Below are 26209 nucleotides of genomic sequence, written 5' to 3' on the forward strand. Positions count from 1 at the left end.
ACGAAGAGGGTTTGAAGCGTGGGCAACGGCTTATCCACCACAAAGTCTAGTGGTGCCTCCTCTTGAACCGCGCGACGAAGAATCCATCGAGCGCGCCCTTGTTGGCAAGCATGGTTGGCAGGATTCGGAGGTAGCCACCCGGGTTCGGCGTCACGCCGCCGGGCAATTGGTCCGGGCGAACCGGATCGAGGGGCAGGGGCGAGTGCTCCAGGTGCGCCTCGCCTTCGTCCGGTTCGAGCGAGCAGGTCGAGAAGACGAGCGTGCCGCCGGGCTTCAACCAGTCCGCGGCGCGGGCGAGCATCGCGCGCTGTAGCTCGGCCATTTCGGCGATCACCCGCGGGCGGACGCGGTGGAGGACGTCGGGGTGGCGGCGGAAGATGCCGGTGGCGCTGCACGGCGCGTCGAGCAGGATCGCGTCGACGGCGGCGGCCGGCTGCCACTGCATGACGTCGGCTTGGATGACGTCTGCCTCAAGGCGCGTGCGCTGGAGGTTCTCGCGCAGCCGTTCGAGGCGAGCGGCGGAGCTGTCCACCGCGGTCACGCGCCAATCGGCCGCGGCGAGCTGCAGCGTCTTACCGCCGGGCGCGGCGCAGAGGTCGAGCACGGTGCGGCCTTCGCCATCCCCGAGCAGCCGCGCGGGGATCGAGGCGGCGAGGTCCTGCACCCACCAGTCCCCTTCCGCAAAGCCAGGCAGCTCGGCGATCCCGCTCTGCGCCGGGATGCGGGCGTGGCGGGCGGCAAGGTGGTCGCCATCGAACCGCTCGGCGGCTTCGGCGGATTTAAAGCTGAGGTCGAGCGGCGGCGGGGCGGCGAGCGCCTGCCGGGCGGCGGCGATCATCTCGGGTCCCCAGCTTTCCAGCCAGCGCATCTCGACCCCGCGCGGCAGCGACGGCGGCGACGGCAGCGCCGCCTTGCGCCGCATCAGCGCGCCGAACACCCCGTGGACCAGCCGGCGCGGGCCGCCATCGACCAAAGGCAACACGGTGCTGATCGCGGCGTGCGGCGGGGTGCAGAGCGCCAGCGCCTGGACCAGCGCGATGCGAAGCGCGAACCGCGCCTTGGCATCGGGGGGCAAGCGCTGCTGCGTCGCCGAATCGATCATTGCGTCGAGATCGGGCAGGCGGCGCAACGTCTCGGCGGCAATGGCGTGGGCGAGGCCGCGGTCCTCGGGCTTGGCGAGATCGCGCGCGGCGGCGTCCAGCGCCGCCTCGAGCGGAAGGCCCCGGCGAAGCACGGCGTCGAGCAGGCGGAGCGCGGCGCGGCGGGCATCGACGCCAGTGGGTTCGGGGCGGGAGGTCATGCTTGTCAAGCGGCGCCTCTGCGCGCATCAGCAGCCAAGCACAAGGAGCCTATCCGATGGGCAAGCGCCCGGCGCATGTGAAGCCGCCCGAATACCTGAGCCCCAATCCGCCGGTGCCGAAACCCGAGCCGATGAAGCGCGAGGAAGACCCGCTCGGCCTCGATCCGACCCGCTATGGCGACTGGGAGCTGAAAGGCATCGCGGTCGACTTCTGACCGACGCGCGCCACCGCTTAAGTTCACAAACATCCTGGGGTGAGGCGCCTTTTTCGTGAACTTTTGCGGGATCGTCCTTTGATCGCAGATGCTTGGCGGAAAATAGGAAATGGCGCACCGTGGAGATTCTGCGACGGATGGTGATTGCCCGCTGAAAAGCGAGGCTACCTTAGGACGCGAATTAAGGAGAGGTTCGGTCATCCATCAGCATATGCCCCACAAAGCCGGGTGTAGGACAGAGTTTCGCCTGCAATGGGTGGTTAGCGGTCGCTCCGATAGTCAATGCCAGCGTGAATGTCGCGAAAGCGACGAACAAGATTGAACGGGAGTAGGGTTAGCAAGGCCCAAGGCGGCAAAAGGAAGAGCGTGAAAACCGCTAAAGGACCGAAAAAGCCTACCCAGTCGAAACCTTCGCCGTCGAATGACGAGACGACACAGGCCCAACACACGATCATAACAGGCAGCCCGACCCACAGCGTCACCAGCGCGACACGAGTCCTGCCTCGCGGTAACAGCCCGAGGCAGCTTGCAACGGTTGTTGCAACTACTGCCCAGACTGCAAGCGTCTGGAGGGAAATACCGTCCCACATGCGCCGAGCGTAGAAATGACCCCGCATCACCGCAAGATCGCAATGTCCGCAATGGGTCATTGGGAGACCTATCCCTCGGCCCTGATTGGCCGTGAGAGGAGCGCGCCGATCACCTCGTTCACGCCGGCGCGTCCCGCGAGCAACGTGCAGACCGCGTCGACCACCGGCATCTCCACGCCAATTTCGCGGGCCGCTTCCTGCAGCACCGGGGCGGTGAAAGCGCCTTCCGCCACCGACTTGCGGTCGGCCAGCAACTCGGAGGCGGCGCGGCCTTGGCCGATGCCGACGCCCAGCGAAAAATTGCGCGAGCTGGTCGAGGAGCAGGTGAGGACGAGATCGCCAAGGCCCGACAGGCCGGCGAGCGTCTCGGCGCGCGCGCCTTTGGCGAGGCCGAAGCGGGTCATCTCGGCGAAGCCGCGGCTGATCAGCGCGGCGCGGGCGTTCTGGCCGAGGCCGCGCCCCTCGACGATGCCGCAGGCGATGGCGAGCACGTTCTTGACCGCGCCGCCAATCTCCGCGCCGATGACATCGGTGGACAGATAGGGGCGGAAGAAGGGGCGGGCGATCTTTTCGGCGAGGCTGCGGCCGAGCGCTTCGTCCTCGCAGGCGAGGGTGACGGCGGTCGGCAGGCGCGCGGCGACTTCGTGCGCGAAAGTCGGGCCGGAAAGCACGGCGATGGGCGCGCGCGGCTGCACTTGCGCCGCGACTTCGGACATCAGCAGCCGCGTGCCGGCCTCGATGCCCTTGGCGCAGAGCAGCAGCGGGACGTCGGCGCGGGGCGCTTCGGACAGGACCGCGCGCAGATGCTGGGCGGGGGCGACCACCAGCAGCATCTCGCATTCGGAAAGGTCGTCGAGTGTGCCCGTCGCGCGGATTGCCGGGCTGAGCGGCACGCCCGGCAGGAAGACGATATTTTCGTGGGCGCTGTTGATCGCGCCCGCGACTTCGGGCTCGCGGGCCCAGAGCAGCACGTCGTTACTCTCGGCCGCGACCTGGGCGAGTGCGGTGCCCCAGGCGCCGCCGCCGATGACGCCGATCGTCATGCCTTCACCCCTGCGCCGCGCGCCGGGGCGGCGCCCGGATCGAGCGGCCAGCGCGCGCGGGCCGGCGTGTCAAGCGCGTCCGTGAGGCCGGCGGCGAAGCGCTCGGCGCCCGCCCAGGCGATCATCGCCGCATTGTCGGTGCAGAGCCACAAGGGCGGGGCGACGAACGGCAGGCCATGCTCTGCCGCCAGCGCCTGAAGCGCGGATCGGATCGCGCCGTTCGCCGCGACGCCGCCGGCTACCACTAATGCCGTAACCCCATCCCGTTCGCTTCGAGCGAAGTCGAGAAGCGGGCTTGGCATGTCGTCCAAACGCGTTTCTCGACTGCGCTCGAAACGAACGGATTTTATGGCCCGGTCTGTTCGGTCCACCAGGCAGTCGACGACCGCTTGCTGGAAGGACGCGGCGATATCCTCGGCGCGCCACGTTCCTGCATCGCGGGCGCGGCCGACTGCGCTTTTCAGGCCGGCGAAGGAGAAATGCGGGTCAGCCGTGCCGACCAGTGGACGGGGGAGCGGCACGACCTTGGGGTTGCCGTCTCGAGCGGCGCGCTCAACGGCGGGGCCGCCGGGGAAACCGAGGCCGAGCAGCTTGGCAGTCTTGTCGAAGGCCTCGCCCGCCGCGTCGTCGATCGTCGTCGCCAAGCGCCGGTAGCGGCCGACGCCTTCGACCAGCAGCAATTGGCAATGGCCGCCGGAGACGAGCAGCAGCAGATAGGGGAAAGCGAGATCGGGCGCGGCGAGGCGGGGGCTGAGCGCGTGGCCCTCGAGATGGTTGACCGCGATTAGCGGCTTGTTCGCGGCCAGCGCCAGCGCCTTCGCCGTGACGAGGCCGACCATCACGCCGCCGATCAGGCCGGGGCCGGCGGTGGCGGCGATGGCGTCGACGTCGTCGAGCGTCTTGCCGGCGTCGGCGAGCGTGGCCTCGACGAGCGGCGTCAGCGCCTCGACATGGGCGCGGGCGGCGATTTCGGGCACGACGCCGCCATAGGGCGTGTGCGCCGCTTCCTGTCCCAAGAGGCGGTGGGCGAGGATGTCGCGCCCGTCCGTCACCAGCGCGGCGGCGGTCTCGTCGCAGCTCGATTCGAGGCCGAGGATCAACGTCATTGCGGGCGCTGTAGCGTCGAATCCGCGCGAGCGGAAATGTCGCTTTGATCTCGCGCGAAGACGCGAAGACGCCAAGGGTGCGGCGCTCTTCTTCGCGGCTTTGCGGCTTTGCGCGAGAAATTTTTGTCTTCCGCTTCGCGGAGGCCTGCAGCGACGCTACGAGGCGCGACATGAGAAGCATTTACCGGCTCGGCACGCGCGGATCGCCGCTGGCGCTGACCCAGGCGCATATGGTGAAGCGGGCCCTGGAAGCGGCGCATGGCTGGCCCGAGACGATGGTCGAGATCGTGACGGTCAAGACCAGCGGCGACCGCATCCAGGACCGGGCGCTCGCCGAAGTGGGCGGCAAGGCGCTGTGGACCAAGGAGCTCGATCTGGCGCTCGAGGAGAGGCGGATCGACTTCGCCGTCCATTCGATGAAGGACGTCGAGACGATCCGGCCTGAGCATATCGTCATCGCCGCGATGCTGCCGCGCGCCGATGTCCGCGACCGGCTGATCGGAGCGGAGTCGATCGCGGCGATACGGGAGGGCGGCAAGGTCGGTACCAGCTCGCCCCGGCGGAGCGCGCAGATGCTGCGGCTGCGGCCGGATCTGGAGATCGTGCTGTTCCGCGGCAATGTCGACACGCGGCTGTCGCGCCTGCACCTTGGCGAAGCGGACGCGACCTTGCTAGCGGCCGCGGGGCTGGACCGGCTGGGGCGGCACGAGATCGGCGCGCCGGTGCCGGTCGAGACAATGCTGCCGGCGCCGGCACAGGGGGCGGTCGGCATCGAGGCGCGCGCGGATGATGCCGAGATGCTGGGCCTGCTCGCGGCGATCGACGATGCGGACACCAGCCTTTGCGTGCGGGCGGAGCGGGCCTTGCTTGCCCGGCTGGGCGCAACGTGCCGCTCGCCGGTTGCGGCGCTCGCGGTGCGGGCGGAGGGCGGCTTGCATCTGCGCGCGCAGATTCTTTCGCCGGATGGGCGGGAGAGCGAGGAAGGGGAGGCCGTGATCGCTGCGCCGGAAGACGCTGCTGCCCTGGCTGTGCAGTTGCTGGAACGCGCATCGCCCGCGCTTCGCGCCGAATTCGAGGGATGAGGCCGGTGCTGGTGCTGCGCCCTCAGCCGGGCGCGGATGCGACCGCCGCCCGGGCGAAGGCACTGGGGCTGGGGTCGATCGTCGCGCCGCTGTTCCGGATCATGCCGCGCGGGTGGGAGATGCCGGCCGAGCCGTTCGATGCGCTGCTGCTCACCAGCGCGAATGCGGCGCGGATGCTGGATGACCGACTCGACCGTGCGCTGCCGGTGTATGCAGTCGGCGAGGCGACGGCGGACGCGGCACGCACGGCGGGTTTTTCCCGAATCGCTGTCGGACAAAAGGATGTTGCGGCGGTCGTCGCGCAGGCTCGTGCCGAGGGCGTGCGATCGTTGCTCCATTTGGCCGGGGAGGATCGGACCCCGTTCAATCCGGCCGGGCTGAGCATCGAGACGCGCATGGTTTACGCCGCCGAGCCTTGCGACCCGCAGTCAGCCTTTGCCGAGGCATTGGAGCGCGGCGCGGTCGCTTTGCTCCACTCGGCGAGGGCGGCGCGGCGGTTTCGGGAGCTGGCCGGAGCGGCGCACCGGATCGCGGCGATCAGTCCGGCCGTTCTGGAGGCCGCGGGCGAGGGTTGGGCGGCGTCCGCAGTCGCCGATCGACCGGCCGACGACGCGCTGCTGGCGGCGGCGGCGCGACTGTGCCAAGACTAGGCCGATGAGCACCGACTATTCGACGCTCGAGACGCGTCCGGCGCGCAGCCGTGCGCCCGTGCTGATCGGCATCGCCGCCTTCCTCGCCGGCCTGCTGATCGCGGCCTGGCTGTTCTCGCGCTGGGACGCCGGCCGCGACTGGCTGCTCGGCAAGCCCGCCGCGCCGGTCGCCGCGCAGAGCCCGGCGCCGCTGGTCGCGCCGCCGTCCGCGACGCTGCCGCCGAGCGAGACGATCGCAACCGTCGATCCCAGCGCCGCCGCGGCGCTGGGCCAGCGCGTCGGCGAGATCGAGGCGCGGATCGACCGCGTCGCCGAGCGCGCCAACGCGGCCGGCGACAATGCGGCACGCGCCGAAGGGCTGCTGATCGCCTTTGCCGCACGCCGCGCGGTCGATCGCGGGCTGGGCCTCGGCTATATCGAGGCGCAGCTCCGCGAGCGATTCGGCGCGACCCAGCCGCAGGCGGTCGCGACGGTGATCGCCGCTGCGCGCGACCCGATCACGCTGGAAGAGCTGCAGCTCGGCCTCGACGATCTGTCGCCGTCGCTCACCACCGGCACCGGCGACGAAGGCTGGTGGCCGTCGCTGACCAGCGAGCTCTCCACGCTCGTCGTGGTGCGCAAGATCGGCCAGCCTTCGCCCGTCGCGAGCGACCGGTTGCGCAACGCCAAGCGGCTGCTGGAAGGCGGCCAGGTCGAGAAGGCGCTGGTCGAGGTTGCGCGGCTGCCGGGCCGGGCCAAGGCGCAGAATTGGATGGCGGCGGCGCGGCGCTACATCATCGCCAGGCGCGCGCTGGATGTGATCGAGACGGCGGCGATCCTGACGCCGAAGGCGCCTGCCAATCCGCCGCCCTTGCTGCCGGACCCGGCGCCGACCATGTAGCCGGGCCAATGGCCTACACGATCAAGGAAATCTTCTACACGCTCCAGGGCGAGGGGCGGAATGCCGGCCGCGCGGCCGTGTTCTGCCGCTTCGCCGGCTGCAATCTCTGGTCCGGGCGGGAGCAGGACCGGGCCGAGGCCGTCTGCAATTTCTGCGACACCGATTTCGTCGGCACCGGCCCCGACGGCGGCAAATTTTCCGACGCCGAGGCACTGGCGGCGGCAATCGAGACGGCGTGGCGCGGTGGGAACAGGGCGAAGATGGTCGTGCTGACCGGCGGCGAGCCGCTGCTACAGGTGGACGAGGCTTTGGTCGAGGCGCTGCACGCGCGCGGGTTCGAGATCGCGGTCGAGACCAACGGCACCGTGCCGCCGCCCGCCGGGCTCGACTGGCTTTGCGTCAGTCCCAAGGCCGATGCGCCGCTGGCGATTATGCGCGGCGACGAACTGAAATTGGTCTATCCGCAGGCCGAGGCGATGCCGGAGCGGTTCGAGAGCCTCGCCTTCGATCACTTCCTGCTGCAGCCGATGGACGGCCCCGCGCTCGCCGAGAACACGCAGGCCGCAATCGCCTATTGCTTGACGCACCCCAAATGGCGGCTGTCCGTGCAGACGCACAAGGTGGTGGGGATTCGCTAATCCCTGAACAAGGGCGCGCGCTTTTCCATGTTGGCGCGGACGGCTTCGACCTGGTTGGGCGTGCGGATGACGGCGGCTTGCTCCACGCTTTCGGCCATCAGCAGGGCTTCGGCGTCATGGGCGTAGGCGTTGTAGAGGCGCTTGGCGCCGCGCACCGCGTCAGGGTTCTTGCCGGCGATCTCGCGAGCCAGCACCAGCGCCTCGGCATGCGGGTCTTCGGATAGGCCCGTGGCGAAGCCGAGGCGGAGCGCTTCCTCGCCGCTGAATTCGCGATTGGTGTAGGTCAGCTCGCGCAGCACGTCGTCGCGGACCAGCGTACGCCACAGCGCGACGCCGGCCATGTCGGGCACCAGGCCCCATTTCATTTCCATGATCGACAGCCGGGTCGCGGGATGGACGATGCGGATGTCGGCGCCTGACATGATCTGGAAGCCGCCGCCGAACGCGATACCGTGCACTGCGGCGATCACCGGCACCGGCAGCTCGCGCCAGCCCCAGGCGACATGCTGGAAGATGTTGGCGAGCCCATGAGTGCGATCGCGCAGATTCTTGCCGGCGCTTGCCCCGCCCGACGTCATGGACGCCATGTCGAGGCCGGCGCAGAAGGCGCGCCCTTCGCCCGACAGCACCACCGCGCGGAGACCGGCGGCTTCACGCAGTTCGGCAAGCGCGCGTTCGATCCCCTCGAACATCGCCGGGTCGAGCGCGTTCATTTTCTCGGGCCGGTTCAGGCGGACGTCGGCTACGCCGGCCTCAAAATTGATCCGAACTCGGTCTTCCATGCTCCTAAACTCCGTTCGGCCTGAGCTTGTCGAAGGCCTCCCTTCTTCTTCCAACTCCGGCAAAAAGAAAGGGAGGGCTTCGACAAGCTCAGCCCAAACCGATCCGGGGAAACGCGAGGCGTTAAACGATCCGGCTTTCCTTGCCCCAGTATCGGTCTCGAATCAGCCGCTTGTAGAGCTTGCCGGTCGGGTGGCGCGGGAGTTCATCGACGAAATCGAAGCGGCGGGGCGTTTTCACGCCCGACAGGCTCTGGCGGCACCAGCTCATCAGTTCGTCGGCCAGCTCCGAGGTTGCGGCGACGCCCGCCATCGGCTGCACCACGGCCACGACCTGCTCGCCCATTTCGTCGTGCGGCGCGCCGACCACGGCCACATCCGCCACCGCCGGGTGGGTGACGAGATGGTTCTCGATCTCCTGCGGATAGATGTTCACCCCGCCCGAGATGATCATGAAGCTCTTGCGGTCGGTCAGGTAGAGATAGCCGTCCTCGTCGACCCAGCCGACATCGCCCAGAGTCGACCAGCCGTGCGCGTTGCGGCTGCCGGCCGTCTTTTCCGGGTCCCGATGATATTCGAATGGGCGGCCGCCCGCGAAGAAGACAAGGCCTTCGCGCCGGGGCGGCAACGGATTGCCCTCTTCATCGCAGATGTGAAGCTGTGCTTCGCCGATCGCCGCGCCGACCGAGCCGGGGCGGGCAAGCCAGTCGGCCGCTTTGATCGCGGTGAAGCCATTGCCTTCGGAGCCGGCATAATATTCGTCGATCACCGGCCCCCACCAGTCGATCATCGCGCGCTTGACTGGCACTGGGCACGGCGCGGCGGCGTGGATCGCGGTCTTCATCGACGACACGTCGTATCTCCCGCGAACCTGTTCGGGCAGCTTCAGCATCCGCACGAAATGGGTGGGAACGAACTGGCCGGCGTTGCAACGATAGCGCTCGATATGGGCGAGCGCAGCCTCGGGCTCGAAATGGTGCATCAGCACGACGGTGCCGCCCAGCATATGCACGGCCATGGTCCAGCCGAGCGGGGCGGCGTGATAGAGCGGCGCGGTCGAGAGATAGATGCTGTCAGGGCCAAGCCCGAAGAACATGTTGGCGATCATCGCAAGCGGCGTCGGCGCGTCGATGGCAGGGTCGGGCGGCGGCGGTCGGACGATGCCCTTGGGGCGGCCGGTAGTGCCGCTGGAATAGAGCATGGCGGCGCCGGCGCTTTCGTCCGGGATCGGGGTTGCCGGCTGGCAGTCGAGCGCCGCTTCGATCGGCGCGAATCCGGAGATCGGACCGCCATGGCTGTAGCGGCGCACATCGGCGGTGACGCCGCCCGCCGCTTGGGCCAGGCAGGCGCTCGCGACCAGCAGCTTCGCACCGCTGTCGGCGAGGATATAGTCCACTTCGGGCGCGGTCAGCTTGGACGAGATGGCGACGAACAGCAGGCCGCTGCGCTGGGCGCCCCAGCCAAAGGCGAAATAGTCGGGCGTGTTTTCGAGAAACAGCGCGACGCGGTCGCCGGGCTGCAGCCCCTCGGCGCGGAAGAGCTGGGCGGCTTGGTTGGAGCGGGCGTTCAGCGCGGCGTAGCTGATCGCCTCGCCCGTTTCGGCGACGACGATCGCGGGCCTGTCGGGCGTCGCCTCGGCGTGACGCGCTGGGTGCATATCTCTCTCCTCGTCATCCCGGCCTTGAGCGGGGTTCCCGCTTGTTTTCGGTAAGAGAGAAGGAAGGGAGACCCCGGGTCAAGCCCGGGGTGACGAAGGCAAGGTGTGCGGTTATGCGCACTTCGATGAACGTCGACGTCTCCTTCGATCCGAAACGCTTTGTCGAGACGCTGGCGTCGCGGGCGCATGGCGGACTGCTTGGGCTGCGTTACGTCGCGCATGGCGAGGATTGGTCCGAGCTTGCGATCGATTATGCCGAGCGGCTGATCGGCGAGGAAGCGGGCGGCGTGCTCGCTTCCGGTCCGATCCTGGCCCTCATGGACATGGCGGCCAGCATGTCGATCTGGATCAAGCAGAAGCGTTTTCGTGGGCAGGCGACGCTCGATCTGCGCCTCGATTATCTCCGCCCAGCGACGCCGGGAAAGCCTGTGATCGGGCGCGGCGAATGCTATCGGCTGACGCGGTCGGTCGCTTTCATCCGCGGCCAGGCCCATGACGGCGACCCGGCCGATCCGATCGCCCATGCCGCCGGCACCTACATGTTCACGGACCTCTGATGCGGCTGCCGCCCTATGCCGACCTGCTGGGACTGACGATCGCCGGCGATGAAGACGGCGCGCCGCTGCTGCTCATGCCGTGGAGCATTGGTGTGATGGGACGCCCCGGCTTTCTGCACGGCGGCGCGATCGGCGGACTGCTGGAGATGGCGGCGTTTTCGGCGCTCTACGCGCGATACGGGGATGCCGAGCGGCCGCGCATCAAGCCGATCACCGTCACGGTCGACTATATGCGCGGCGGCCGGGAAGCAGAGACGTTCGCGATTGGCACGGTCGCCCGGCTCGGCACGCGCGTCGCGAACCTGGAGGCGGTCGCGTGGCAGGACGACCGCGCCAAGCCGATCGCCGTCGCGCGGATGAACGTACTGCTGGTGCGGAACTGACAACCCTCTCCCCTCCGGGGAGAGGGTGGGCGAGCGTTAGCGAGACCGGGAGAGGGGCAGAGTCGGCACGCAGGATGACAGCCCCTCTCCCTGGCTGCTTCGCAGCCGTCCCTCTCCCCAATGGGGGGAGGGTTTAGTTATGCATCAATGCTGACCCCAACCTTGGCGCTGACCAGACCGCCATCCACCGTCAGGGTTTCGCCGACCACGTAATCGCCGGACCGTGCCGCGAGGTAGACCGCCGCCGCGGCCATGTCCTCGGGCGCGCCGATCCGCTTGGACGGGATCGCCTTGGCCACCTCGTCGCCATGATCGCGGGCGGCGCGGTTCATCTGGCTAGGGAAAGCGCCGGGTGCGAGCGAGGTGACGACGATATCGTCCTCGATCAGCCGCGCCGCCACGCGCTTCGTGAGGTAGATCAACGCCGCTTTCGACGCCTGGTAGCTATAGGTTTCCCACGGGTTCAGCCGCTGTCCGTCGATCGACGTGATGTTGATGACCTTGGCCGGCTTGCCCGCTGCCGCACCGGCCTTCAGCAGCCCGTGCAGAGCTTGCGTCAGGAAGAAAGGCGATTTGAGATTGAGGTCCATGACCTTGTCCCAGCCTTTTTCTGGAAATTGCTCGAACGGCTCGCCCCAGGCGGTGCCGGCGTTGTTGACGAGGATGTCGAGCCGCTGTTCGTGCTCGGCAAACTGGGCGGCCAGCGCGCGGCAGCCGGCGACGGTCGAGACATCCTGCGGGAGCGCGATGCAGTTCGGGCCGAGCTCCTCCGCGGTCGCGAAGCAATCCTCGGCCTTGCGGGCGGAGATATAGACCTTCGCGCCTTGCTGGATGAAGCCCTCGGCAATCCAGCGGCCGATGTTGCGCGAGCCGCCGGTGACCAGCGCGACGCGGCCGTCCAGCCGGAACAGTGAAGCGATGTCCATAAGGCGTCCTCCCTCGATCGTTTGCCCGATTTTGGCGCGCTTTTCCGGGCGGCTGCAAGGCGCTTCGCGGAAGACGGCGCTGCCGTAGCGTCGTTGACGCGTCACCCGGCCCGCCTATGCTCGCGTGAAAACAAGGAGAGGCAATGCGATTCAGCGGCAAGGTCGCCGTCGTGACCGGCGGCGCGTCCGGCATCGGCCGAGCGACGGCGCTCCGCCTGGCGGAGGAAGGGGCGACGGTCCTCGTCGGCGACCTGGATATGGCAGGCGGCGAAGAGCTGGCCGGCACGTCGAACGGCCGCATCCGCTTCGTGCGCACCGATGTCACCAGCGAGGCAGATATTCTCGCGCTGTTGAACGCGGCGGCCGAGCTTGGCGGGCCCGACATCCTGTTCAACAACGCCGGCGCAGGCGGGCTGCGCGCCAAGATAGACGAGATCGACGCGGCTGGCTGGGACCGGACGATGGACCTGCTCCTGCGCTCGGTCGCGCTCGGCATCCGCCACGCCGCGCCGCTGATGGCGAAGAAGGGCGGCGGCGCGATCGTCAACACCGCCTCCGTCGCGGCCTTGGCTGCGGGCGCCGCGCCGACCGCCTATTCGGTTGCCAAGGCCGGCGTGCTGCACTTGACCAAGCTGGCCGCTGCCGACCTCGCCAAGGACAAGATCCGGGTGAACGCCGTGCTGCCCGGCTTCATCGCGACCAACATCTTCGCCTCCTCGATCGGGCTGGAGGGCGAGGCGCGGGAGCGGGCAAACGCGTTGATCCAGGGCGTCGGTCAGCAGGCGCAGCCGATCCAGCGGCCGGGGCGACCGGAGGACATCGCCGCTGCGGTCGCGTTCTTGGCGAGCGAGGACGCCAGCTTCATCACTGGCACGCACATCCTGGTCGATGGCGGCATCTCCGTCGGCCCGCGCCATAGCTGGGATCCGAGCACGCCCGGTCTGTTCGAAGCCCTCGCCGCACTGGCGCCGACCGAATGACGGGCGAGCGCGTCACGCTTGGGACCAAGCTGTCCTACGGCTTCGGCGCGATCGCCTATGGGATCAAGGACAATGGTTTTCAGGTTTTCCTGCTGATTTTCTACAACCAGGTCGTGGGCCTTCCTGCCGACCAGGTCGGCCTGGCGATTCTGATCGCGCTGATCGTCGATGCGCTGATCGACCCGGCCGTCGGGGTGCTCAGCGACCGCACCGACACGCGCTGGGGTCGCCGCCATCCCTGGCTCTACGGGTCGGCCCTGCCGATCCTGATCGCCTGGCTGCTGCTGTGGAACCCGCCGGTTGCAAGCCATAGCGTGCAATTTGCCTGGCTGCTTGCCGTGGCGATCGGCGTGCGGCTGGCGCTTTCGACCAACGAAGTGCCGTCGATCGCCCTCGTGCCTGAAATGACGCGGGATTATCACGAGCGCACCTCGATCCTGCGCTATCGCTATCTATTCGGCTGGGGAGGCGGGCTAGCGATGCTGATGCTGGCCTATGGCGTGTTGCTGGCGCCGGCGAACAACGCGTCGCCCGCGCTCGCAGCCCAGGGATATTCCCGTTACGGCCTCGCCGGCGGTCTGATCATGGCGGCGTCGGTGCTGCTGTCGGCGCTCGGCACGCATCGCCGCTACGCCAGGCGGTCGCCTTATCCGGTCGCGCGCCACGGCATCGGCGAGACGCTTCGCAACATGCGCGCGACGCTGTCCAATCGGGCCTTCCTGACCCTGATGGCAGCGGCGCTGTTCGCCTTTGCCAATCAGGGCATCGCCTTTGCCATGTCGAACTATGTGCTGACGTTCGTGTGGCTGTTCTCGAAGGCCGAATTCTTCACTTATTCGCTCGCCTTGTTCGCGGGCGTCGTGGGCGCGTTCTTCGGCGTGACGCTGCTGAACGTGCGGTTCGGCAAGCGTGCAACCGCGGCCGCATGCTCGCTGATTTCCGCCGGGCTCGGCACGCTGCCCTACTGGCTGAAGTTGAGCGGCGTTGCCGTGCCGCATCCATTGTTCCTCCTGCTCGTCGGAGCGTCTACGGGCTTCGGGGTCGCCGTCATGATCAGCACCGGGTCGATGGTCGCCGATGTGGTCGAGGCGTCGCAAGCGGAGACCGGACGACGCGAGGAAGGGCTGTTCGCCGCCGGCTATTTCTTCATGCAGAAGAGCGTCACCGGCGTCGGCATTTTCCTGTCGGGCGTGGTGCTGACCCTGATCGGCTTTCCCCCAAACGCCGTGCCCGGGCGAGTCGATCCGGCGGTGATCGAGCGGCTGATTACGGTCTTTCCCGCCGTCACGGTGGCCATCGCCGCGATCAGCGCGGTGCTTTATATGCGTTTTCCGATCGGACGCGCGGACCATGAGGCGCGTCTTGCCAAGCTTGCCGTAGCGTCCGCGGAGAGTGGCGGAAATCCGTGATTTTTTGGGGTGGAAACGCCCGCGATTCGTTGCCTAGAAGGCGCGCAAACAAGACCGGGAGGACGCCGATGGACTTCGACCTGACCGAGCGCCAAACCTATTGGCGGGACCGCGTTCGCGACTTCATCGAAAGGCACGTCCGGCCGCGCGATCACGACTATCATGCCCAGCAAAGGGAAGGCAGCCGCTGGAAAGTGCTGCCGGTGATCGAAGAGGAAAAGCAGCGCGCCAAGGCGGCAGGCATCTGGAACCTGTTCATGCCGCCGGGCTCCGGCCGGCCGCACGTCGACGACAGTTTCGAGTTCGAAGGGCCCGGCCTCACCAACCTCGAATATGCGCTGTGCGCCGAGGAAATGGGGCGCCTCGGCTGGGCGTCGGAAGTGTTCAACTGCTCGGCGCCTGATACCGGCAACATGGAAGTGCTGCATCGCTACGGCACGCGGGAGCAGAAGGAAGAGTGGCTCCGCCCGCTGATGAACGGCGAAATCCGCTCGGCCTTTTTGATGACCGAGCCGGCGGTCGCTTCGTCCGACGCAACCAACATCGAGACGCGGATCGATCGCGACGGAGACTCTTACGTTCTGAACGGCCGCAAATGGTGGTCGTCCGGCGCCGGCGATCCGCGCTGCAAGATCGCGATCACGATGGGCAAGACCGACTTCAACGCGGCGCGCCATTCGCAGCAGTCGATGATCCTGATGCCGCTGGACGCGCCGGGCGTGAACATCCTCAGGCATCTGCCGGTGTTCGGCTATGACGACGCGCCGCACGGCCATATGGAAATCGAGCTGAAGGACGTCCGCGTGCCCGCAGAAAACATGCTGCTGGGCGAGGGGCGCGGGTTCGAGATCGCACAAGGCCGGCTCGGGCCGGGCCGCATCCATCACTGCATGCGCACCATCGGCGTCGCCGAGGAAGCGCTGGAGCGGATGTGCAAGCGGCTGCTCTCGCGCGTCGCGTTCGGCAAGGTGATCGCCGAGCATAGCGTATGGGAACAGCGCGTCGCCGAGGCGCGGATCGATATCGAAATGTGCCGGCTGCTGTGCCTGAAGGCCGCCGACATGATGGACAAGGCCGGCAACAAGTCGGCGCAGGCAGAGATCGCGATGATCAAAGTGGCGGCGCCGCGGATGGCGCTGCGCCTGATCGACGACGCGATCCAGGCGTTCGGTGGCGCCGGCGTGTCCGAGGATCCCGGCCTCGCCAAGATGTATGCCGGCATCCGCACGCTCCGCCTCGCCGACGGCCCCGACGAAGTGCACAACCGCGCCATCGCCCGGCTCGAGTTCGGCAAATATGGCGGCAAGGAAGCAATCGCTGCCGCGAAGGAGCGCTTCAGCTCCGGCGACATCGGAGTTTCGCGGTGAAGGCAGCCGTTCTTTTCGAGGCCAAGACGGAGCTTCGCATCGAAGACGTCGTCGTCGCAAAGCCGGGGCCGCATGAGGTCCTGATCCGCACCGCGGCATGCGGCGTGTGCCGGTCCGATCTGCATTTCGTCGACGGCGCCTATCCCCACGCGATGCCCTGCATCCCGGGCCATGAGGCCGCGGGAATCGTCGAGCAGGTCGGCTCGGAAGTGACGACGGTGAAGCCCGGCGATGCGGTCGTGACCTGCCTCAGCGCCTTTTGCGGGCATTGCGAGTTCTGCGTGACGGGCCGCATGTCGCTCTGCCTGGGCGGCGACACCCGCCGCAAGCCGGGCGAGCCGCCGCGGCTGACGTTCTCGGACGGGACGCCCGTCAACCAGATGCTGAACCTGTCGGCCTATGCCGAGCAGATGCTGATCCATGAGCATGCGTGCGTGCGCATCGATCCGGAGATGCCGCTCGACCGCGCCTGCGTGATCGGTTGTGCGGTGACGACGGGCGCGGGTGCCGTGTTCAACGCCGCCGACGTGACGCCGGGTGAGACCGTCGCCGTGGTCGGCTGCGGCGGCGTCGGGCTGGCGGTGGTCAATGCCGCGAAGATCGCCGGCGCCGGGCGCATCATTGCGGTCGATCCGGTGCCGGAGAAGCGGGAGATCGCGAAGAAGCTCGGCGCGACCCATGCGGTGGACGCGACATCCGAAACCGCGGTTGCCGAAATTGTCGAGCTGACCAAAGGCGGCGTCGATCACGCGATCGAAGCGGTCGGGCGTCCGCAGTCGGGCGAGCTGGCGGTGAAAGTGCTGCGCCGCGGCGGCACGGCGACGATCCTGGGCATGATGCCGCTCAATCACCAGACCGGCCTTTCCGCGCTCGATCTGCTGTCGGGCAAGAAGCTGCAGGGCGCGCTGATGGGCGCCAACCGCTTTCCGGTCGAGATCCCGCGGCTGGTGGATTTCTACATGCGCGGGCTGCTCGACCTGGACACGATCATCGCCGAGCGCGTGCCGCTCACGCAGAGCAACCACGCCTTCGATCAGCTCCGCAAAGGCGACACGACCCGCTCCGTGATCGTGTTCGACGCATGACCCAGCCGAACGCCCAGACCACGATGGTCGGTACCATGCCGGTGCCGGAGAAAGACCGTCTGGACGAGGCGCGGCTGACCGAATGGATGCAGGCGAACGTCGAAGGCTTCGAAGGCCCGATCACGCTCTCGCGCTTCAAGGGCGGTCAGTCGAACCCGACCTACCGGGTCGACACGCCCGGACAGAGCTATGTGCTTCGCCGCCAGCCCTTCGGTCCGTTGCTGCCTTCCGCGCACGCGGTGGACCGCGAATACCGCGTGCAGGCGGCGCTGTATCCGACCGGCTTCCCCGTCGCGCGGCCTTATGGGCTGTGCACCGACGCGCAAGTGATCGGGTCGATGTTCTACGTAATGGGATTGGCCGACGGTCGAAACCTGTGGGACGGCGCGCTCCCTGACTACACCCCCGAGCAACGCCGCGGTGTCTATCACGCGATGATCGACACGCTGGCGGCGCTGCACAACACCGACCACGAGGCGATCGGCCTCGGTGATTACGGCAAGCCCGGCAATTATTTCGAGCGTCAGGTTGCGCGCTGGACCAAACAGTACAAGGCGAGCGAAACCGAGACGATTCCGGAAGTCGACAAGCTGATCGAATGGCTGCCGACGACGGTGCCGGCGCAGGAGCGGGTGTCGATCGTTCACGGCGATTATCGCATCGACAACATGATCTTCCACGCGACGGAAGATCGCGTGATCGCGGTGCTGGATTGGGAGCTGTCGACGCTCGGCGATCCGCTTGCTGATTTTTCCTATCTGCTGATGAACTGGGTGACCCAGCCCGAGGGGCGCTCGGGCATCGCGGGCCTCGACCATGAAGCGCTCGGCATCCCGACGCTGGAGCAGGCGGTCGCGCGCTATTGCGAAAAGACCGGCCGCGCGGGCGTGCCTGACCTCAACTGGTATTTCGCCTACAATCTCTTCCGGCTGACAGGCATCGTGCAGGGCATCAAGAAGCGGATCGTCGACGGCACCGCCGCTTCGGCCCAGGCTGAAGCGACGGCCGCCCGCGTGCCCGGCCTGGCGGCGGCGTCCTGGCATTTCGCGCAACTCGCGGGGGCAAAATGAACCTGTTCGACCTCACCGGAAAAACGGCGATCATCACCGGCTCGTCGCGCGGAATCGGCAAGGCAATCGCAGAGCGCATGGCCGAGCATGGCGCGAACGTGGTCGTCTCCAGCCGCAAGCAGGACGCTTGCGATGTGGTCGCGGCGGAGATCAACGCGAACCATCCCGGAAAGGCGATCGCGGTCGCCGCGAACATCTCCGACAAGGAGGGGCTGCAGCATCTGGTCGACGAGACGCGGCGCGCCTACGGCGACATCCACATCCTCGTCTGCAACGCCGCCTCAAATCCCTATTACGGGCCGATGGAGGGGATCGCCGACGAGCAGTTCCGCAAGATCCTCGACAACAACATCGTCTCCAACCACTGGCTGATCGCGATGGTCGCGCCGGAAATGCGGGCGCGCAAGGACGGCGCGATCGTCATCATTTCGTCGATCGGCGGGCTGCGCGGCACGCCGGTGATCGGCGCCTATGGCATCTCGAAAGCGGCCGACATGGCGCTTGCCCGCAACCTCGCGCACGAGTTCGGGCCCGACAATGTCCGCGTGAACTGCATCGCGCCGGGGCTGATCCGCACCGACTTTGCCCGCGCGCTGTGGGAAAATCCGGACACGCTGAAGCGCTCGACCGAAGTCGCGCCGCTGAAACGAATCGGTGAGCCGGACGAGATCGCCGGCGCGGCCGTTTTCCTCGCCTCGCCTGCCGCAGCCTTCATGACCGGGCAAACGGTGGTGATCGACGGAGGGCAGACGATATGAGACTTGCCGGCAAAGTCGCAATCATCACCGGCGCGGGCTCGGGCATCGGCCGCGCGACCGCGCGCCGCTTCGCCGCGGAAGGGGCGAAGCTTGTGATCGGCGACAAGACCGCGGCGGTGCACGAGACCGCCGATCTGATCGACGGCGACGTCGAGGCCTTCCAGGTCGACGCCGGCGACGAGAACGACGTTCGCGCGCTGGTCGATGCCGCGCTCGGCAGCTTCGGCCAGCTCGACATCGCCTATGCCAATGCCGGCGTGTCGGGCGGCCTGACCGGTATCTTCGACCTGACCGTCGAGGAATGGCAGGCGCTGCTGCAGGTGAACCTGATCGGACCCTGGCTGATGATCAAGCATGCCGGGCCCAGGATGATCCAGCGCGGCCGCGGATCGATCATCTGCACCGCCTCGGTCGCCGGCATCCGCTCGGGCGCCGGCGGTCCGCATTATTCGGCGTCGAAGGCGGGCGTCATCAATCTGGTGAAGACGGCCGCGCAGCAGTTTTCGGGCACGGGCGTGCGCGTCAACGCGATCTGCCCCGGCCTGATCCAGACCGGCATGACCCAGCGCGCGTTCGACTATGCGGCGGAAAAGGGCGTGACCGACAAGATCGGCCGCCTGAACCCATTGCGCCGCGCCGGCCAGCCCGACGAGATCGCCAACATGGCGCTGTTCCTCGCTTCGGACGAAGCGAGCTACGTCAATGGCCAGGCCATCGCCGTCGATGGCGGGCTTTCCAGTTCACACCCCGTGACCCGTCAGGAGACGGGCAAGACCGCAGCTTGAGAGGAAGATCATGACCTCCCCCATTTCGACCGAAGTTCGCGACGGCATCCTGATCGTCACGTCCAACAACCCCCCGGTGAACGCGCTGGGTGCGGCGGTGCGGCAGGGCCTGTGGGCGGCGATGGACCAGCTTGCCAATGACGAAGAGATCAAGGCGGCGGTGATCCGATGCGAAGGGCGCACCTTCTTCGCTGGCGCCGATATCACCGAGTTCGGCAAGCCGATGGTGGAGCCCGGCCTGCCCGCGGTCGTCGACAAGATCGAAGCGAGCAAAAAGCCAGTGGTGGCCGCGATCCACGGCACGGCGCTCGGCGGTGGGCTCGAGACGGCGCTCGGCAGCCACTACCGTGTCGCGGTTCCATCGGCGAAGCTGGGCGTGCCCGAAGTGAAGCTCGGCCTGCTGCCCGGCGCCGGCGGCACCCAGCGCCTGCCGCGCGTCGCCGGCATCGAAGCCGCGGCCGAGATGTGCGCGACCGGCAATCCGATCAGCGCAAAAAGGGCGGCGGAAGTTGGCCTCGTCGACAAGATCGCCGGCGAGGATTCGCTGCTCGAAGACGCGCTGGCTTTTGCCTATGCCATGATTGGCACTGAGCCCCGCCGCAGCCGCGAGATGCCGGTGCACGGCGATCCCGCTTTCATCCAGAAATTCGCGACCGAGAATGCGAAGCGCTTCCGCGGTTTCGACGCGCCGGCCGCGAACCTGCGCTGCGTCCAGGCGGCGGTCGAGCTGCCGTTCGATGAAGGCATCGCCTTCGAGCGGCAGGAATTCATGAAGCTGATGTTCGGCACGCAATCGGCCGCCCAACGCCACATCTTCTTCGCCGAGCGCCAGGCCGCGAAGATCGACGGCATCCCCGAAGACATCAAGCTGCGCGACATCAAAAAGGTAGGCGTGATCGGCGCCGGCACGATGGGCGGCGGCATTTCGATGAACTTCCTCCAGGCCGGCATCCCGGTCACGATCGTCGAGGCGGCGCAGGAGAATCTGGACCGCGGCGTCGGCGTCATCCGCAAAAATTACGACGCCTCCGCCGCCAAGGGCCGGTTCAAGCCGGAACAAGTCGATGCGTTCATGGGCGCACTGACGCCCACGCTCGACATGACCGCGCTCGCCGATTGCGACCTGATCATCGAAGCGATCTTCGAGAATATGGACGTCAAGAAAGAGACGTTCGCGAAACTCGACAAGATCGCCAAGCCCGGCGCGATCCTCGCGTCCAACACGTCGTATCTGAATATCGACGAGATTGCGGCATCGACCAGCCGGCCGCAGGACGTGCTCGGCATGCACTTCTTTTCGCCGGCCAATGTGATGAAGCTGCTGGAAGTGGTGCGCGGCGCCAAGACCGCGCCCGACGTGCTGGCGACGGCGATGGCTACGGCCAAGAAAATCGGCAAGGTCGCGGTAGTCTCGGGGGTCTGCCACGGCTTTATCGGCAACCGCATGCTGATGCCGCGCCAGGTCGAGGCGATGAAGCTGCTGATGGAAGGCGCGACGCCGGCGCAGATCGACAAGGTCCATGTCGATTTCGGCATGCCGATGGGACCGTTCCAGATGAGCGACTTGGCGGGCGTCGACATCGGCTGGCATCGCGACCCGAACCGGATAGAGTCGGTGCGCGACGCGCTGTGCGCCAAGGGCCGCTGGGGCCAGAAGACCGGCAAAGGCTTTTACGATTATGACGAGAAGCGCCGGCCGACGCCGAGCGCCGAGGTGCAGGAGATCATCGACGAATTCTCGGCCAAGTCCGGCGCGAAGAAGCGCGAGATCACCGACGAAGAGATCGTCGAGCGCACGCTCTACCCGATGGTCAACGAAGGCGCGCTGATCCTGGAGGAAGGCATCGCCCAGCGCGCGTCCGACATCGATGTGGTGTGGATCTACGGCTATGGCTGGCCGGTCTATCGCGGCGGCCCGATGTTCTGGGGCGACATCGAAGGGAACGACAAGATCGCGGCGGGGCTGGAGAAGCACGGCTTCAAGGTCGCCAAGCTGCTGAAGGAAAAGGCGGAGACCAAGGGCCGGTTCACGCGGCCTGTGTAGCCATTAACCCTCTCCCCTCCGGGGAGAGGGTGGTCGAGCGCAGCGAGACCGGGAGAGGGGCTGTGCGTTACGGACTCTGCCCCTCTCCCTGGCCGCTTTGCGGCCGTCCCTCTCCCCGGAGGGGAGAGGGCTGGAGGAAGCATGACCGACACCCGCACCGAAACCGACAGCATCGGCACCATCGAAGTCCCCGCCTCCGCCTATTGGGGCGCACAGACGCAGCGGTCGATCGAGAATTTCCCGTTCGGGGAAGCCGAGCGGATGCCGATCGGCATCGTCCACGCGCTCGCGATCGTGAAGCAGGCGGCGGCGCGGGTAAACCGGAAGCACGGGCTGCCTGGCGAGATCGCCGATGCGATCGAGGCGGCGGCGGCGGACGTCGCGGCTGGCAAGTTCGACGACCAGTTCCCGCTCGTCATCTGGCAGACCGGCTCCGGCACCCAGTCCAATATGAACGTGAACGAAGTGATCGCCGGCATCGCCAACGAGCGGCTGGCGGGCACGCGCGGCGGCAAGTCGCCGGTGCATCCCAACGATCACGTCAACATGTCGCAATCGTCGAACGACAGCTTCCCGACCGCAATGCACGTCGCGGTGGCGCTGGCGACTGAGCGCCAGTTGAGACCTGCTCTCGCGCGCTTGTTGGGAGCGTTACTTGAGAAGGAAGAAATGTGGGCCGACATTGTGAAGATCGGGCGCACCCATCTTCAGGACGCTACACCGCTGACCTTGGGTCAGGAATTCTCGGCCTATGCTCGGGTGATTTCGCTTGCAGATGTGAGACTGACCATCAAGCTGACAGAAGTGCATTACCTAGCCCAAGGAGGGACGGCAGTAGGAACGGGGCTCAACGCCCCCGTTGGCTTCGACGAAGAGTTCGCCAAGGAGGTCAGTGAGATCACGGGTCTGGAGTTTGAGACCGCTCCGAACAAGTTCGAAGCCCTATCGACTCACGATGCTCTCGTCGACTTCCACGGCAGCCTGAATACGCTCGCCGTCGCGCTCACGAAGATCGCCAACGACATGCGCCTGCTCGGATCCGGCCCGCGTTCGGGACTGGGCGAACTGGAACTGCCGGCAAACGAGCCGGGCAGCTCGATCATGCCGGGCAAGGTGAACCCCACCCAGGCCGAGATGCTGACGATGGTCGCGGCGCAAGTGATGGGCAACCACACCGCCGTGACCGTCGGCGGGCTGCAGGGTCATCTGGAGCTGAACGTGTTCAAGCCGCTGATCGGCGCGGCCGTGCTCCGCTCGATCCACCTGCTGAGCGTCGGCATGGAAAGCTTCGCCGAACGCATGGTCGAAGGCGCCGAGCCCAATCGTGCGCGGATTGAAGAGCTGCTCGAACGCTCGCTGATGCTCGTCACCGCGCTCGCGCCGGAGATCGGCTACGACAACGCCGCCAAGATCGCCAAGCACGCACACGCGAACGGCCTGACGCTCAAGGAAGCCGGGCTCGCGCTTGGGCTGGTCGACGCCGCGACCTTCGATCGGGTTGTCCGGCCCGAGACGATGGTCGGCCGTTAGCCGCGCCCGTCCGCCAGATCGATCAGCGCGCGGCCGTAGGATGTCTTTTCGAACAGCTTGCCGCGTTCGCGGAGCTGGTCGGGGCTGATCCAGCCATTGTGGAAAGCGATTTCCTCGAGGCTCGCGATCTGGACGCCCTGACGCTTTTGCAGCGTGCGGACGAACTCGCTCGCTTCCAGCAGGCTGTCGTGGGTGCCGGTGTCGAGCCAGGCGAAGCCGCGGCCCATGCGTTCGACATAGAGCTCGCCCGCTTCCATGTAGATGCGGTTGAGGTCGGTGATCTCCAGCTCGCCGCGCGCGGAGGGCTTCACCTGGGCTGCGAAGTCGGTGACGCGCTCGTCGTAGAAATAGAGGCCTGTGACGGCCCAGCTCGATTTCGGTTGCTTCGGCTTTTCCTCGATGCTGAGCGCCCGGCCTTCGCCGTCCAGCTCGACCACGCCATAGGCGGTCGGATCCTCGACATGATAGGCGAATACGGTTGCGCCGCGGGTGCGTGCGCGGGCGTTCGTCATTTTCTCACCAAGACCGGCGCCGAAGAAGATGTTGTCGCCCAGCACCAGCGAACCGGGGCCGCCCGCAAGGAACTCCGCGCCGATGATGAAGGCCTGGGCCAGTCCTTCGGGCTTCGGCTGCACGGCGTAGTCGATATTCAGTCCGAATTGCTCACCGGTGCCGAACAGGCGCTTGTAGTTGTCCAGATATTCGGGGGACGAAATGACCAATATGTCCCGGATGCCCGCCATCATCAGCGCGGACGTCGGATAATAGATCATCGGCTTGTCATAGACCGGCAGCAGCTGCTTGTTGATCGCGAGCGTCGCCGGATGCAGCCGCGTGCCGGACCCGCCGGCCAGAATGATGCCCTTCACTGCGTTCCCCTGATGAGCGCGTCGACGACCTCGCCGACGGCATCCTGCCACGGACGCGGGCGTATGCCGAATGTCTGTTGCAGCCGGTCGGTCGAAAGCCGCGAGTTGGCCGGGCGCTTGGCCGGCGTCGGATATTGGTCGGTGGTGATCGCCTCGACCGCCACGTCCATGCCGGCGCGATCGAAGACGAAGCGCGCCAGCTCGCACCACGTCGCTTCGCCCGCATTGACGAAATGATAGGTGCCCGCCGGGCCCTTCCCAGTGGCGATCGTCAGCAGCGCTTCGGCAATGTCGACGGCGGACGTCGGGCAACCAAGCTGGTCGTCGACCACGCGAAGCTGCGGCCGCTCTTTCCCAATCCGGAGCATCGTCTTGACGAAGTTGTTGCCCCAGGGGCTCACCACCCAGGCGGTGCGCAGGATGATGTGATCCGGATTGCCGGCGCGGACCCCGCGCTCGCCGGCTTCCTTGGATGCGCCATAAACGCCGAGCGGCGCGACGGGATCGTCCTCGGCGTAGAAGCCATTCTTCGAACCATCGAAAACATAATCGGTCGAAACATGCAGCAGGCGCACACCGCGCGCGAACGTCTCCAGCGCCAGCATCTCCGGCGCGACCGCGTTGATCGCGAACGCCTGGTCAGGCTCGCTCTCCGCCTTGTCGACAGCGGTATAGGCGGCGCAGTTGATGACCGCTCCCCAATCGCGCGAACGGAGCATCGCTTCGATCGACGGCGGGCTGGCGAGATCGAGTCCGTCCCGACCCGGCGCAACGACCTCGACGCCGAAGCGTGGCCCAAGCTGCTGCAGCGCGGTGCCGACCTGGCCGGTGCCGCCAGTGACGAGGATCGGCCTCACCCCGCCGCCTTCAATCCCAGCCGCTCGCCCGAATAGGTGCGGGCGAGGATCGGCCCCCACCAGGCCTCATTGTCGAGATACCAGCGGATCGTGCGGTCGATGCCGGTTTCGAAGCTTTCCTGCGGCTTCCAGCCAAGCTCGCGCTCCAGCTTGGAAGCGTCGATCGCATAGCGGAAATCATGGCCCGGTCGGTCGGCGACGAAGCTGATCTGTTCCCGATAGCTCTTGCCGTCGGCGCGGGGGCGCAGCCGGTCGAGCGTGTCGCAGATGGTCTCGACCACGGCGAGGTTGGTCCGCTCCGACCGGCCGCCGACCATATAGCTTTCGCCGGGCACGCCCTGTTCGAACACCGCGGTTAGTGCGCGGACATGATCTTCGACATAGAGCCAGTCGCGGACATTCGCGCCCTTGCCGTAGACCGGCAGCGCCTCGCCCGCGAGGCACTTGATGATCATCAGCGGGATCAGCTTTTCGGGGAAGTGATACGGCCCGTAATTGTTCGAGCAGTTCGTGATCAGCACCGGCAGGCCATAGGTGTGGTGCCAGGCGGAGACGAGGTGATCCGATCCCGCCTTCGACGCCGAATAGGGCGAGCGCGGATCGTACGGCGTCTCCTCGGTGAAGAAACCCTCGTCGCCAAGCGCGCCGAACACTTCGTCGGTGGAGATATGGTGGAAGCGGAAGGTGTCCTTCTCAGCGTCATCCAGCCCGCGCCAATAATCGAGCGCGGCCGAGAGCATCGTGAAGGTGCCGACAAGATTGGTCTCGATGAACGCGGCCGGCCCGTCGATCGAACGGTCGACATGGCTTTCGGCGGCGAGGTGCGTGACGACCTGCGGCCGGAACTCGGCGATCAGCGCCGCGATCTTCTCGCGGTCGCAAATGTCCGCCTTGGCGAAACGGTAGCGGTTGCTCTCGCGCACCGGGTCCAGCGACGACAAATTGCCGGCATAAGTCAGCGCGTCGACGTTGAGCACTTCGTGCTCGGTGTTCGCGATCAGGTGGCGGACCAGCGCCGAGCCAATAAAGCCGGCGCCGCCGGTGACGAGAATACGGGACATCAATCTTCCAATGGTTCGAGCGGGTTGCCGTCATACGGGAACGGGCTGAGGAAATCCTTCAGGCCGGGCAGACGCGCATCCTTGTCCGAGAGTTCCGGCGCAGCGCCCGGGAGCGGCCAGGGAATTGCGAGGTCGGGGTCGTTCCAGGCCAGGCCACCATCGCAGTCCGGCGCGTAGAAGTCGGAGGTCTTGTAGGCCACTTCGCAATCCGGCTCGAGCGTCACGAAGCCGTGGCCGAAGCCGGCGGGAATATAGAGCTGCTCGCCATTCGCCGCGGTCAGCTCCGCCGCGACCCAGCGGCCATAGGTCGGCGAACCCGAGCGGAGGTCCACCGCCACGTCCCAGATCCGGCCGCGAAGGCAGCGGACCAACTTGGCCTGGGCGTGGGGCGGCGTCTGGAAATGGATGCCGCGCAAGGTGCCGGCCGGGCGGGAGTAGGACTGGTTGTCCTGCACCCAATCCTCGTCGATCCCGGCCGCCACGAAACGGTCGCGCTGCCAGGTTTCGCTGAACCAGCCACGCGGATCTTCGAAGCGCTTGGGGACGATACGGATGACGGGCATGGCGCTGGCCTAGCCCGCGACCATT

General features: G+C 67.0%; 27 protein-coding genes. 16 read left to right on the forward strand and 11 right to left on the reverse strand.

Annotated elements, in window-relative coordinates; all coding sequences use genetic code 11:
• Positions 1 to 46 precede the first annotated feature (46 nt).
• Positions 47 to 1300: an RsmB/NOP family class I SAM-dependent RNA methyltransferase gene (locus ACFSCW_RS13555; RefSeq protein ID WP_380891271.1), complete on the reverse strand. Its 1254-nt coding sequence runs from the start codon at positions 1298 to 1300 to the stop codon at positions 47 to 49.
• A gap of 56 nt (positions 1301 to 1356) precedes the next feature.
• On the opposite strand from ACFSCW_RS13555, the gene ACFSCW_RS13560 reads away from it, so the two are divergent.
• Positions 1357 to 1515 carry a DUF1674 domain-containing protein gene (locus ACFSCW_RS13560; protein ID WP_380890308.1) on the forward strand — a complete coding sequence of 53 codons (159 nt, stop codon included), beginning with the start codon at positions 1357 to 1359 and terminating at the stop codon, positions 1513 to 1515.
• Between the two features lie 260 nt (positions 1516 to 1775).
• Here ACFSCW_RS13560 and ACFSCW_RS13565 read toward each other — a convergent pair whose 3' ends face one another.
• The 3 genes from ACFSCW_RS13565 to tsaD form a co-directional block, all read right to left on the reverse strand.
• Positions 1776 to 2105 (reverse strand): hypothetical protein, encoded by a 330-nt coding sequence (locus ACFSCW_RS13565; RefSeq protein ID WP_380890311.1) that lies wholly within the window; start codon positions 2103 to 2105, stop codon positions 1776 to 1778.
• A gap of 68 nt (positions 2106 to 2173) precedes the next feature.
• Complete coding sequence (locus tag ACFSCW_RS13570) at positions 2174 to 3148, reverse strand: NAD(P)H-dependent glycerol-3-phosphate dehydrogenase (RefSeq protein ID WP_380890313.1); 975 nt, start codon at positions 3146 to 3148, stop codon at positions 2174 to 2176.
• Positions 3145 to 4254: a tRNA (adenosine(37)-N6)-threonylcarbamoyltransferase complex transferase subunit TsaD gene (gene tsaD / locus ACFSCW_RS13575; protein ID WP_380890315.1), complete on the reverse strand. Its 1110-nt coding sequence runs from the start codon at positions 4252 to 4254 to the stop codon at positions 3145 to 3147. The genes ACFSCW_RS13570 and tsaD overlap by 4 nt, the downstream gene beginning before the upstream one ends.
• A gap of 170 nt (positions 4255 to 4424) precedes the next feature.
• Between tsaD and hemC the strand changes: the two genes are divergently transcribed.
• The 4 genes from hemC to queE are packed head-to-tail and all read left to right on the forward strand — an operon-like array spanning position 4425 to position 7504.
• Positions 4425 to 5336 carry a hydroxymethylbilane synthase gene (gene hemC / locus ACFSCW_RS13580; RefSeq protein WP_380890318.1) on the forward strand — a complete coding sequence of 304 codons (912 nt, stop codon included), beginning with the start codon at positions 4425 to 4427 and terminating at the stop codon, positions 5334 to 5336.
• The gene (locus tag ACFSCW_RS13585) at positions 5333 to 5986 is read left to right on the forward strand and encodes a uroporphyrinogen-III synthase (RefSeq protein ID WP_380890319.1); all 654 of its coding nucleotides are present in this window, start codon (positions 5333 to 5335) and stop codon (positions 5984 to 5986) included. The genes hemC and ACFSCW_RS13585 overlap by 4 nt, the downstream gene beginning before the upstream one ends.
• A gap of 4 nt (positions 5987 to 5990) precedes the next feature.
• Positions 5991 to 6866 (forward strand): hypothetical protein, encoded by an 876-nt coding sequence (locus ACFSCW_RS13590; RefSeq protein ID WP_380890322.1) that lies wholly within the window; start codon positions 5991 to 5993, stop codon positions 6864 to 6866.
• An 8-nt stretch (positions 6867 to 6874) separates the two neighbouring features.
• Complete coding sequence (gene queE, locus ACFSCW_RS13595; protein WP_380890324.1) at positions 6875 to 7504, forward strand: 7-carboxy-7-deazaguanine synthase; 630 nt, start codon at positions 6875 to 6877, stop codon at positions 7502 to 7504.
• On the opposite strand, the gene ACFSCW_RS13600 is transcribed toward queE, so the two are convergent.
• Together ACFSCW_RS13600 and ACFSCW_RS13605 are read right to left on the reverse strand one after the other, a co-directional pair.
• The gene (locus ACFSCW_RS13600; RefSeq protein WP_380890327.1) at positions 7501 to 8286 is read right to left on the reverse strand and encodes a crotonase/enoyl-CoA hydratase family protein; all 786 of its coding nucleotides are present in this window, start codon (positions 8284 to 8286) and stop codon (positions 7501 to 7503) included. The two genes, queE and ACFSCW_RS13600, sit on opposite strands and share 4 nt — an antisense overlap.
• Before the next feature lie 121 nt (positions 8287 to 8407).
• Positions 8408 to 9940 carry an acyl-CoA synthetase gene (locus ACFSCW_RS13605; RefSeq protein WP_380890330.1) on the reverse strand — a complete coding sequence of 511 codons (1533 nt, stop codon included), beginning with the start codon at positions 9938 to 9940 and terminating at the stop codon, positions 8408 to 8410.
• Between the two features lie 113 nt (positions 9941 to 10053).
• Between ACFSCW_RS13605 and ACFSCW_RS13610 the strand changes: the two genes are divergently transcribed.
• On the forward strand, positions 10054 to 10497 hold the full coding sequence (locus ACFSCW_RS13610) for a PaaI family thioesterase (protein ID WP_380890333.1): 444 nt from the start codon (positions 10054 to 10056) through the stop codon (positions 10495 to 10497).
• Positions 10497 to 10880, forward strand: coding sequence for a PaaI family thioesterase (locus ACFSCW_RS13615; protein WP_380890335.1), 384 nt, complete (start codon positions 10497 to 10499; stop codon positions 10878 to 10880). Before ACFSCW_RS13610 ends, ACFSCW_RS13615 begins: the two co-directional genes overlap by 1 nt.
• 137 nt (positions 10881 to 11017) lie before the next feature.
• On the opposite strand, the gene ACFSCW_RS13620 is transcribed toward ACFSCW_RS13615, so the two are convergent.
• The gene (locus ACFSCW_RS13620; RefSeq protein ID WP_380890338.1) at positions 11018 to 11806 is read right to left on the reverse strand and encodes an SDR family oxidoreductase; all 789 of its coding nucleotides are present in this window, start codon (positions 11804 to 11806) and stop codon (positions 11018 to 11020) included.
• A gap of 143 nt (positions 11807 to 11949) precedes the next feature.
• Between ACFSCW_RS13620 and ACFSCW_RS13625 the strand changes: the two genes are divergently transcribed.
• The 9 genes from ACFSCW_RS13625 (at position 11950) to fumC (ending at position 22834) form a co-directional block, all read left to right on the forward strand.
• The gene (locus tag ACFSCW_RS13625; RefSeq protein ID WP_380890341.1) at positions 11950 to 12786 is read left to right on the forward strand and encodes an SDR family NAD(P)-dependent oxidoreductase; all 837 of its coding nucleotides are present in this window, start codon (positions 11950 to 11952) and stop codon (positions 12784 to 12786) included.
• Entirely contained in the window at positions 12783 to 14195 is a 1413-nt protein-coding gene (locus ACFSCW_RS13630; RefSeq protein WP_380890343.1) for an MFS transporter, read from the forward strand. Before ACFSCW_RS13625 ends, ACFSCW_RS13630 begins: the two co-directional genes overlap by 4 nt.
• 68 nt (positions 14196 to 14263) lie before the next feature.
• A complete protein-coding gene (locus ACFSCW_RS13635; RefSeq protein ID WP_380890345.1) occupies positions 14264 to 15562 on the forward strand; it encodes an acyl-CoA dehydrogenase family protein in 1299 nt (432 codons plus the stop codon).
• Positions 15559 to 16647 (forward strand): Zn-dependent alcohol dehydrogenase, encoded by a 1089-nt coding sequence (locus ACFSCW_RS13640; protein ID WP_380890347.1) that lies wholly within the window; start codon positions 15559 to 15561, stop codon positions 16645 to 16647. The genes ACFSCW_RS13635 and ACFSCW_RS13640 overlap by 4 nt, the downstream gene beginning before the upstream one ends.
• The gene (locus ACFSCW_RS13645; protein ID WP_380890349.1) at positions 16644 to 17717 is read left to right on the forward strand and encodes a phosphotransferase family protein; all 1074 of its coding nucleotides are present in this window, start codon (positions 16644 to 16646) and stop codon (positions 17715 to 17717) included. Before ACFSCW_RS13640 ends, ACFSCW_RS13645 begins: the two co-directional genes overlap by 4 nt.
• Positions 17714 to 18475, forward strand: a complete 762-nt coding sequence (locus ACFSCW_RS13650) for an SDR family oxidoreductase (protein WP_380890351.1) — start codon at positions 17714 to 17716, stop codon at positions 18473 to 18475. The genes ACFSCW_RS13645 and ACFSCW_RS13650 overlap by 4 nt, the downstream gene beginning before the upstream one ends.
• Positions 18472 to 19260, forward strand: a complete 789-nt coding sequence (locus tag ACFSCW_RS13655; protein ID WP_380890354.1) for an SDR family NAD(P)-dependent oxidoreductase — start codon at positions 18472 to 18474, stop codon at positions 19258 to 19260. The genes ACFSCW_RS13650 and ACFSCW_RS13655 overlap by 4 nt, the downstream gene beginning before the upstream one ends.
• 10 nt (positions 19261 to 19270) lie before the next feature.
• Positions 19271 to 21304, forward strand: coding sequence for a 3-hydroxyacyl-CoA dehydrogenase NAD-binding domain-containing protein (locus ACFSCW_RS13660; protein ID WP_380890357.1), 2034 nt, complete (start codon positions 19271 to 19273; stop codon positions 21302 to 21304).
• A gap of 141 nt (positions 21305 to 21445) precedes the next feature.
• Complete coding sequence (fumC, locus tag ACFSCW_RS13665; RefSeq protein ID WP_380890360.1) at positions 21446 to 22834, forward strand: class II fumarate hydratase; 1389 nt, start codon at positions 21446 to 21448, stop codon at positions 22832 to 22834.
• Here the strand turns inward: fumC and rfbA are convergent.
• The 4 genes from rfbA to rfbC are packed head-to-tail and all read right to left on the reverse strand — an operon-like array spanning position 22831 to position 26184.
• Positions 22831 to 23703 carry a glucose-1-phosphate thymidylyltransferase RfbA gene (gene rfbA, locus ACFSCW_RS13670; protein ID WP_380890362.1) on the reverse strand — a complete coding sequence of 291 codons (873 nt, stop codon included), beginning with the start codon at positions 23701 to 23703 and terminating at the stop codon, positions 22831 to 22833. The genes fumC and rfbA overlap by 4 nt on opposite strands.
• Positions 23700 to 24560, reverse strand: coding sequence for a dTDP-4-dehydrorhamnose reductase (gene rfbD / locus ACFSCW_RS13675; RefSeq protein WP_380890364.1), 861 nt, complete (start codon positions 24558 to 24560; stop codon positions 23700 to 23702). Before rfbD ends, rfbA begins: the two co-directional genes overlap by 4 nt.
• Complete coding sequence (gene rfbB, locus ACFSCW_RS13680; RefSeq protein WP_380890365.1) at positions 24557 to 25621, reverse strand: dTDP-glucose 4,6-dehydratase; 1065 nt, start codon at positions 25619 to 25621, stop codon at positions 24557 to 24559. Before rfbB ends, rfbD begins: the two co-directional genes overlap by 4 nt.
• A complete protein-coding gene (gene rfbC, locus ACFSCW_RS13685) occupies positions 25621 to 26184 on the reverse strand; it encodes a dTDP-4-dehydrorhamnose 3,5-epimerase (protein ID WP_380890367.1) in 564 nt (187 codons plus the stop codon). Before rfbC ends, rfbB begins: the two co-directional genes overlap by 1 nt.
• Between the last annotated feature and the right edge of the window lie 25 nt (positions 26185 to 26209).

Source organism: Sphingomonas tabacisoli (genome assembly GCF_042678385.1).
Classification (GTDB): domain Bacteria; phylum Pseudomonadota; class Alphaproteobacteria; order Sphingomonadales; family Sphingomonadaceae; genus Sphingomonas_B; species Sphingomonas_B tabacisoli.

Coding starts and splice junctions, on each gene's coding strand:
- ACFSCW_RS13555 (WP_380891271.1), bottom strand. CDS start 1,300: ATGACCTCCCGCCCCGAACCCACTGGCGTCGATGCCCGCCGCGCCGCG.
- ACFSCW_RS13560 (WP_380890308.1), top strand. CDS start 1,357: ATGGGCAAGCGCCCGGCGCATGTGAAGCCGCCCGAATACCTGAGCCCC.
- ACFSCW_RS13565 (WP_380890311.1), bottom strand. CDS start 2,105: ATGTGGGACGGTATTTCCCTCCAGACGCTTGCAGTCTGGGCAGTAGTT.
- ACFSCW_RS13570 (WP_380890313.1), bottom strand. CDS start 3,148: ATGACGATCGGCGTCATCGGCGGCGGCGCCTGGGGCACCGCACTCGCC.
- tsaD (WP_380890315.1), bottom strand. CDS start 4,254: ATGACGTTGATCCTCGGCCTCGAATCGAGCTGCGACGAGACCGCCGCC.
- hemC (WP_380890318.1), top strand. CDS start 4,425: ATGAGAAGCATTTACCGGCTCGGCACGCGCGGATCGCCGCTGGCGCTG.
- ACFSCW_RS13585 (WP_380890319.1), top strand. CDS start 5,333: ATGAGGCCGGTGCTGGTGCTGCGCCCTCAGCCGGGCGCGGATGCGACC.
- ACFSCW_RS13590 (WP_380890322.1), top strand. CDS start 5,991: ATGAGCACCGACTATTCGACGCTCGAGACGCGTCCGGCGCGCAGCCGT.
- queE (WP_380890324.1), top strand. CDS start 6,875: ATGGCCTACACGATCAAGGAAATCTTCTACACGCTCCAGGGCGAGGGG.
- ACFSCW_RS13600 (WP_380890327.1), bottom strand. CDS start 8,286: ATGGAAGACCGAGTTCGGATCAATTTTGAGGCCGGCGTAGCCGACGTC.
- ACFSCW_RS13605 (WP_380890330.1), bottom strand. CDS start 9,940: ATGCACCCAGCGCGTCACGCCGAGGCGACGCCCGACAGGCCCGCGATC.
- ACFSCW_RS13610 (WP_380890333.1), top strand. CDS start 10,054: ATGCGCACTTCGATGAACGTCGACGTCTCCTTCGATCCGAAACGCTTT.
- ACFSCW_RS13615 (WP_380890335.1), top strand. CDS start 10,497: ATGCGGCTGCCGCCCTATGCCGACCTGCTGGGACTGACGATCGCCGGC.
- ACFSCW_RS13620 (WP_380890338.1), bottom strand. CDS start 11,806: ATGGACATCGCTTCACTGTTCCGGCTGGACGGCCGCGTCGCGCTGGTC.
- ACFSCW_RS13625 (WP_380890341.1), top strand. CDS start 11,950: ATGCGATTCAGCGGCAAGGTCGCCGTCGTGACCGGCGGCGCGTCCGGC.
- ACFSCW_RS13630 (WP_380890343.1), top strand. CDS start 12,783: ATGACGGGCGAGCGCGTCACGCTTGGGACCAAGCTGTCCTACGGCTTC.
- ACFSCW_RS13635 (WP_380890345.1), top strand. CDS start 14,264: ATGGACTTCGACCTGACCGAGCGCCAAACCTATTGGCGGGACCGCGTT.
- ACFSCW_RS13645 (WP_380890349.1), top strand. CDS start 16,644: ATGACCCAGCCGAACGCCCAGACCACGATGGTCGGTACCATGCCGGTG.
- ACFSCW_RS13650 (WP_380890351.1), top strand. CDS start 17,714: ATGAACCTGTTCGACCTCACCGGAAAAACGGCGATCATCACCGGCTCG.
- ACFSCW_RS13655 (WP_380890354.1), top strand. CDS start 18,472: ATGAGACTTGCCGGCAAAGTCGCAATCATCACCGGCGCGGGCTCGGGC.
- ACFSCW_RS13660 (WP_380890357.1), top strand. CDS start 19,271: ATGACCTCCCCCATTTCGACCGAAGTTCGCGACGGCATCCTGATCGTC.
- fumC (WP_380890360.1), top strand. CDS start 21,446: ATGACCGACACCCGCACCGAAACCGACAGCATCGGCACCATCGAAGTC.
- rfbB (WP_380890365.1), bottom strand. CDS start 25,621: ATGTCCCGTATTCTCGTCACCGGCGGCGCCGGCTTTATTGGCTCGGCG.
- rfbC (WP_380890367.1), bottom strand. CDS start 26,184: ATGCCCGTCATCCGTATCGTCCCCAAGCGCTTCGAAGATCCGCGTGGC.